Source organism: Gordonia sp. i37 (assembly GCF_002043085.1).
Taxonomy (GTDB): Bacteria; Actinomycetota; Actinomycetes; order Mycobacteriales; family Mycobacteriaceae; genus Gordonia; species Gordonia polyisoprenivorans.
The window spans coordinates 1-6,458 of the sequence record NZ_MVPX01000001.1 but is presented as its reverse complement, the minus strand read 5'-3'; the positions used below and the strand labels follow the sequence as shown (position 1 = coordinate 6,458).

7 protein-coding genes and 2 pseudogenes are annotated in these 6,458 nt (G+C 68.0%); 6 read left to right on the top strand and 3 right to left on the bottom strand.

Annotated elements, in window-relative coordinates; all coding sequences use genetic code 11:
* Positions 1 to 407 (top strand): annotated as a pseudogene (locus B1964_RS00040) (serine/threonine protein kinase); the annotation flags it as partial.
* Positions 408 to 411: 4 nt separating this feature from the next.
* A complete protein-coding gene (gene pknB / locus B1964_RS00035) occupies positions 412 to 2,319 on the top strand; it encodes a Stk1 family PASTA domain-containing Ser/Thr kinase (RefSeq protein ID WP_079928333.1) in 1,908 nt (635 codons plus the stop codon).
* 43 nt (positions 2,320 to 2,362) lie between these two features.
* Here pknB and B1964_RS00030 read toward each other — a convergent pair whose 3' ends face one another.
* Positions 2,363 to 3,112, bottom strand: a complete 750-nt coding sequence (locus tag B1964_RS00030) for an aminodeoxychorismate/anthranilate synthase component II (protein ID WP_079928332.1) — start codon at positions 3,110 to 3,112, stop codon at positions 2,363 to 2,365.
* 187 nt (positions 3,113 to 3,299) lie between these two features.
* Here B1964_RS00030 and crgA point away from each other — a divergent pair, with 187 nt between their 5' ends.
* The gene (gene crgA, locus B1964_RS00025) at positions 3,300 to 3,590 is read left to right on the top strand and encodes a cell division protein CrgA (RefSeq protein ID WP_006368633.1); all 291 of its coding nucleotides are present in this window, start codon (positions 3,300 to 3,302) and stop codon (positions 3,588 to 3,590) included.
* Positions 3,591 to 3,683: 93 nt separating this feature from the next.
* Positions 3,684 to 4,181, top strand: coding sequence for a PH domain-containing protein (locus B1964_RS00020; protein WP_079928331.1), 498 nt, complete (start codon positions 3,684 to 3,686; stop codon positions 4,179 to 4,181).
* A gap of 32 nt (positions 4,182 to 4,213) precedes the next feature.
* Here the strand turns inward: B1964_RS00020 and B1964_RS00015 are convergent, their stop codons facing one another.
* Both B1964_RS00015 and B1964_RS00010 read right to left on the bottom strand, forming a co-directional pair.
* Complete coding sequence (locus tag B1964_RS00015) at positions 4,214 to 5,122, bottom strand: rhomboid family intramembrane serine protease (RefSeq protein WP_079928330.1); 909 nt, start codon at positions 5,120 to 5,122, stop codon at positions 4,214 to 4,216.
* A gap of 26 nt (positions 5,123 to 5,148) precedes the next feature.
* A complete protein-coding gene (locus tag B1964_RS00010) occupies positions 5,149 to 5,682 on the bottom strand; it encodes a peptidylprolyl isomerase (RefSeq protein ID WP_085949110.1) in 534 nt (177 codons plus the stop codon).
* A 127-nt stretch (positions 5,683 to 5,809) separates the two neighbouring features.
* On the opposite strand from B1964_RS00010, the gene B1964_RS00005 reads away from it, so the two are divergent.
* Together B1964_RS00005 and B1964_RS30625 are read left to right on the top strand one after the other, a co-directional pair.
* Entirely contained in the window at positions 5,810 to 6,058 is a 249-nt protein-coding gene (locus B1964_RS00005; RefSeq protein WP_079928329.1) for a hypothetical protein, read from the top strand.
* Between the two features lie 94 nt (positions 6,059 to 6,152).
* Positions 6,153 to 6,458 (top strand): annotated as a pseudogene (locus B1964_RS30625) (hypothetical protein); the annotation flags it as partial.

The following is a 6,458-nucleotide window of genomic DNA, read 5'->3' as shown; positions in this document are numbered from 1 at the left end:
CGCCGACGTCGGCGCGCCCGCCCACCACCTCGGCCCCGGCTACCGCGGGTCAGGGCGGGGGCGGCTGGACTACCGGGCAGAAGGTGCTCGCCGGTGTCGCGACGGCACTACTGGTCGGGGCGATCGCGCTGATCGGGTACTACCTGGCCAGCGCGGACGACAACACGCCCGCGCCGGCGCCGGCGTCGACGACGACCACCCAGACCGAGACGGTCACCACCACCGACGACCAGACGACCACCCAGGAGACCACGACCACCCGCTCGCGGCCGCCGACCACGACGACCACCACCGAGGACACCACCACGCCGGAGACCACGACCCCCGAGGAGACGACGCCGCAGACCACCGACCCGGGCGCGACCACGCGGTCGTGCAACATCGGGCCGATCCAGGTGCCGTGCTGATGCCATGATGTCGACCCCGCACCACCTCTCCGACCGCTACGAGCTGGGCGAGACGCTCGGCTTCGGCGGCATGTCCGAGGTTCACTACGCACGTGATCTCCTGCTGAACCGGGACGTCGCGGTGAAGGTGCTGCGCGCCGACCTGGCCCGGGATCCGTCGTTCTATCTGCGCTTCCGCCGGGAGGCCCAGAACGCCGCCAAGCTCAATCACCCGACGATCGTGCAGGTCTTCGACACCGGTGAGGCCGAGACCGACGAGGGGCCTCTGCCCTTCATCGTGATGGAGTACGTGGACGGTGAGACGCTGCGAGATGTGTTGCGGCGCAACGGCCCTGTCGCGCCACGGCAAGCCATGACGTGGATGGCCGACGTGGCCGCGGCGATGGATTTCTCGCACCGCAACGGCATCGTGCACCGTGACATGAAGCCGGCGAACGTGATGATCGACTCGTCGGGCGCGGTCAAGGTGATGGATTTCGGCATCGCGCGCGCGATGAACGACTCGACGTCGACGATGACCCAGACCAGTGCGGTGATGGGCACCGCGCAGTACCTCTCGCCCGAGCAGGCGCGCGGGATCAAGGTCGATCCGCGCAGTGACATCTACTCGATGGGCTGCGTGCTGTTCGAACTGCTCACCGGCGAGCCGCCGTTCACCGGTGATTCGCCGGTCGCCGTCGCCCATCAGCATGTGCACGAGGATCCGCGCTGGCCGTCGGCGGTGCGCCCGGACATCCCGCCGGAGCTCGACTCCATCGTCATGAAGGCGATGAGCAAGAACAAGGAGAACCGCTACCAGTCGGCGGCCGAACTGCGGTCGGATCTGATCAAGGTTCTTGCCGGCGGAAAACCTTCGGCGCCGCTGCTGATGAGCGAGGAGGACCGGACCGCCTGGCTCGACACCGGCTCGGGTCCGCGTCGCGCATTACGTGCCGACACCGGTGGCCAGCCGGCTGCGGGCAAGGACGACGACACCCCGACCCGACGCCGTCCCCCATGGCTGATCGCCGGCGCGGTGGCGGCTGTGGTGCTGCTGTTCGTCGGGTTGCTGGTGTGGTGGTCGCCGTGGTCGTCCGGGTCGGCGCGCAAGGTGGCCGTACCCGCGGTGGCCGGACTGTCGGCGGCCGACGCGCGTAGCACCCTGGAGAAGGCGGGTTTCGAGGTCAAACAACTCGACGAGTCGAGCGAGACCGTCGACGCCGGTAAGGCCACCCGCTCGGCGCCGGGCGAGAACGTCCCGACACCCGAGGGGTCGACGGTCACGCTGTTCATCTCCAGTGGACGTGAGCGCCAACGCATCCCTGACGTACGCAACAAGACCCAGGCCGACGCGACGTCCGAGCTACAGAACGCGGGTTTCACCAATATCAAGGTGCAGCAGGTGGATTCGGTGTCGGTCGAGGTCGGTGACGTGGTGGACACCAACCCGGCCGTCGGCACCGACACACCCGTTCGGGACCCGTTGATCATTCGGATCAGCACCGGCCCCAAGGACGTCACGGTACCCAATCTGGTGGGTCAGTTCGAGTCGGCCGCACGCGCCCAGCTCGCCCAGCTCGGCCTGAAGGTGACCGTCGTCGAGGGCGACTCGGACCTGCCGCAGGGCCAGGTCGTCAGCTCCAGCCCGACTGCCGGGGACTCCATCAAGCAGGGCGCCACGGTGCAGCTGACGATCTCGCGCGGCAACATGATCGTCGTGCCCGATCTGACCGGTCAGACCGCCGACCAGGCGTTCGCGACGCTACAGCGGTCGGGGTGGAACGGCGCACTGAACCAGACACCGCGCAATGTGCCGCTCGGCAGCCCCGACGACGGGAAGATCCTGTCGCAGAGTCCCGGGGACGGATCGAAGCTGGCCAAGAACGGGGCGATCAACGTCGTCGTCGGGCGCGCGAGCCTGCTGCCGGGCTGAGCACAGCCGGCTCATCGGGACCGGCGGCTCAGGACTGGGCGGCTCAGGACTGGGCGGCCAGCGCCGGACCGATCGCCTCGGCCATCTCCTGTTCGAGGACGGCGACGGTGGACTCGTCGATGTCGATGCCGCAGACGCCCAACCAGTTGGCCAGCATCCGGTGGCCACCCTGGGTGAGCACGCTCTCGGGATGAAACTGAACGCCGTGGATCGGCAGCTCCCGATGCTGCATTCCCATCACGATGCCCGATTCGGTGCGGCCGGTGACCACGAGCTCGTCCGGAATGGTCTCGGGCAGCACCGTCAGTGAGTGATAGCGGGTCGCGGTGAACGGATCCGGCAGACCACGCAGCACCCCGACCTGATCGTGATGGACGAGCGAGGTCTTGCCGTGCAGCAGCTCCGGCGCGCGATCGACGGTGCCGCCGAATGCCGCACCGATCGCCTGATGACCGAGACACACTCCGAGCAGAGGTACACCGTCGGCGGCGGCAACCCCGACGAGCGGCAACGTCGCTCCGGCGCGCTGCGGCGTACCCGGCCCGGGCGACAGCAGCACGCCGGCGAAACCGGACCCATCGGGACCGCGCAGCGCAGCACGCAGCGACTCGTCGGTGAACTCGCCGTCGGTAGTCGTCAGCCGGGGATCATCGTTGCGCCACACCGTTGCCTCGACACCGAGCTGGCCCAGGTACTGGACCAGGTTGTAGACGAAGCTGTCGTAGTTGTCGATGACGAGGATGCGGGCCGCGTGGTTCGCGGAGCCGGTCGCCTCCGGTGCTGCGGTGGTCATCGTGTCAGGTTACCCGGGGACTCGCGGGGCGCTCGTGGCGGCGACCTGGTGCGATACCGTAGAGGTGATGCGCCGGGCGTGTCGCGGACAACAGACCGCGCCACGACACCGCCGCCGAACGCGAAACGAGAAGATGCAAGGGGTCATCGCCCGCCGATGACCCGCTCGCTGCACAACAGAGGAAGTCATGCCGAAGTCAAAAGTCCGGAAGAAGACCGACTACACCATCAACCCGGCGAGTCGCACGCCGGTCAAGGTGAAGGCCGGTCCCTCCAGCTCGATCTACGTCGGCGTGATGCTCGGCCTCATGCTGCTGGGTCTGGCCTGGCTGATCGTCTACTACCTCGCTGCCGGCGAGACCACCTACGGTGGCCCCGGTCAGGCGCTGCACTGGATGAACAACCTGGGCGCGTGGAACTTCCTCATCGGCTTCTCGATGATGGTCGTGGGCCTGCTGATGACCATGAAGTGGCGCTGAGGTCGGCCGTTGATGCTGGTCAAAGACCTGCACGCGGTTATCCACATGTGGAAATTACATGTGTGTAAGTCATCCCCACTGTGAGTAAGTCCTGTGGATAACTCTGCCGAGCTGTCCACACAGCAGTGGGCGACGCCCCGACTCGCTGCCGGCGCGCTCCTGGCCGCAGGCGTCGTGCTCCTGCTGTGCGCGGTGTTCGTCGCATCCGACGCCGTCGGATCGGTGATCATCGGTGTCGCCGGGTTGATGCTGCTCGGGTTCGGGGCGTACGCGTCGCTGATCCGGCCGCGACTCGAACTGTCGGCCGGCCCGCAACTGACCATCCGGAGTATCGGCGGCGCCGTGACACTGACACCCGCAGACGTCGAGCGCGTCCGACTTCTCACGATGCGCCGCATCGGACGCCGATCCGGTCAGCTCGAGATCGACTACTTTCCGGCGGCTGCCGACCATGGCACCGAACGCGAGGGCACCGAACGCGAGGAATCGATGCTGGTGGTGTTCAGCCGGTGGGATCTCGGCGCCGATCTACTCGACGTCGTCGACGCACTCGACCGCGCCGGGTTCGCGGTGGAGGACTCGCGTCGCTGAGCACCTGTGCTCCGGTTGTCGGAGAGCGCGACTCAGTGAACGTAGACGAGGATCGGCCCGGTGTAGGTCACCGCGACGACGACGCTGATGGCCACCGCCACGATGAGCAAGGCACTGACGGCCACCCAGCCGATGAGGGTGGCGTTGCGGTCGGTGCGCAGCGACTGCGGCAGGAGCCGGGGTGCCCAGATGAGTGCGGCAGTGGCGGCCGCGCCGAACACCAGGCCACCGACGTGTGCGGCGAGGGAGATGCCGGGGATCGAGAACGACATCACGAGGTTGATGGCGATGATCGTCAGCACCGGCGCCGGTGAGACACGCAGGCGCAGGACAACGATGAGCATGGCGCCCATCAGCCCGTAGATGGCTCCCGACGCACCGGCGGAGCGGGCCTCGTTGGATTGCGCGATCATCACCGCGGCGCTGCCACCGAGCAGCGCGGTCATGTAGACCATCACGAATCGTCCGATGCCCAGGGCGATTTCGAGATCTCGGCCGAGGATGTAGAGCGAGATCATGTTCACCGCAAGGTGTATCAGGCTGTAGTGCAAGAATCCCGCGGTGAGCAAGCGCCAGTACTGGCCGAGAAAGACATTGCCGCGCACCAACTCTCCATGCAGGAGTGGCCCGGAGACCTCGACGTTGAAGGAATGTGCGGCGTAGATCGTGTAGGCGAAGGCGACGACGTTGATCGCGATCAGCGTGTAGGTGGCCAGCGGGCGCCGGGCGCGTACGGGCCGCGTGACCACCGACCGGATGCCCCGGTCGCCGAAGTCGGGTCGGCGGATGTCCTGGCGGCCGGAGCCCCGCGCGCCGTCGCCGCGCACGCACTCGTCGCAGTGCTGCCCGACCGCGGCCGGGTGCAGACATCCCGGACAAGCCGGCCGCCCGCACCGCGTGCAGGACAGCGCGGTGGGGCGGTCGGGATGTCGGTAACACACCGCCGGCGGACCGGCGGGGCCGATGGTCAGTTGACCTCGATCTTCTCGATGCGGACCTCGTCGAGCGGACGGTCGCTGCGATCGGTGGAGGTGGTCGCGATCGCGTCGACGACCTGCTGCGAGGCCGGATCGGTGACCTCACCGAAGATGGTGTGGCGACGGTTCAGGTGGGGGGTGGGGCCGACGGTGATGAAGAACTGCGACCCGTTGGTGCCCGGTCCGGCGTTGGCCATGGCGAGCAGGTAGGGGCGGTCGAACTGCAGCTCCGGGTGGAACTCGTCCTTGAACTTGTAGCCGGGGCCGCCGCGGCCGGTGCCGGTCGGATCGCCGCCCTGGATCATGAAGCCCTCGATGACGCGGTGGAACACCGAGCCGTCGTAGAACGGACCGGAGTCGCCCCCGGAGGCGTTCGGCTCGCTGTAGTCCTTGCTGCCGGCGGCGAGGCCGACGAAGTTGGCGACGGTCTCGGGCGCATGGTTGCCGAAGAGATCGACCTTGATGTCGCCGCGGTTGGTGTGGATGGTCACGGTCTGCGTTGATGTGCTCACCACTCCATCCAACCAAATCGGCGGCAACAACCCCACGACTCCGTCGGCAACATTTCCACGACCTCGTCGGCAACGGCGCATGTTCGGCCTCCGACCACGCGAGTAGCACCGGCAAAGCGGACCTGGCACGCTGTGGGTCATGCCGAAGAAGTATCTCCTGCTGATCGCCGCTGCCTCGGCGGCAGCATTGTCGGCCGTCGCGGCGGTGTTCGTCGTGCGACGCTCCCGTACCGAACTCCCGCCGGTCTCGCCGACGGTGCCCCGTATCGAGAATCTCCGCTCCGCGGAAGGCATCGAGAATCTCCGCTCCGCGGAAGGCATCGAGAATCTCGGCTCCGCCGAGGGCATCAACAACCAGGGCACCGCCGAGGGTGATGTGGCTCTCTGATCCCGGCCGCCGGTATCCCCATAAGTCGGACAAGCGTGGTCGTCGCGGGACGCACCATGCATCATCCACCGGGTCCGGAAGGTAATTTGGACCGGTGACCTCCGACGAGAACAGGCCGGGCGGGGACCTCCGTCGCGGCGACGCGCCCGACGGAGTGCCGCCCGTCCCCCGTGACGACGCTCCCGAGGCGGGCACCGGCACGGCGTCGGCGCCCTGGGAGCGCCCGCCGACCGCACCGGTCAGCGGGCGCAACCCCGACCTGACACCCGGCGACGTGCGCTCGGACTCCGGCGTCGGACCCCGACCACCGGGCACACCATCGAACCCGCGCGTACCGATTTCCGGCACCGGTCCCGGGCCACGACCACCCTCGGGCCCGCCCATCAGCCCGGTCGCACCC

What these genes read in the sequence shown, in the direction of transcription:
- pknB (WP_079928333.1), top strand. Translation starts at nt 412, where the DNA reads ATGATGTCGACCCCGCACCACCTCTCCGACCGCTACGAGCTGGGCGAG.
- B1964_RS00030 (WP_079928332.1), bottom strand. Translation starts at nt 3,112, where the DNA reads ATGACCACCGCAGCACCGGAGGCGACCGGCTCCGCGAACCACGCGGCC.
- crgA (WP_006368633.1), top strand. Translation starts at nt 3,300, where the DNA reads ATGCCGAAGTCAAAAGTCCGGAAGAAGACCGACTACACCATCAACCCG.
- B1964_RS00005 (WP_079928329.1), top strand. Translation starts at nt 5,810, where the DNA reads ATGCCGAAGAAGTATCTCCTGCTGATCGCCGCTGCCTCGGCGGCAGCA.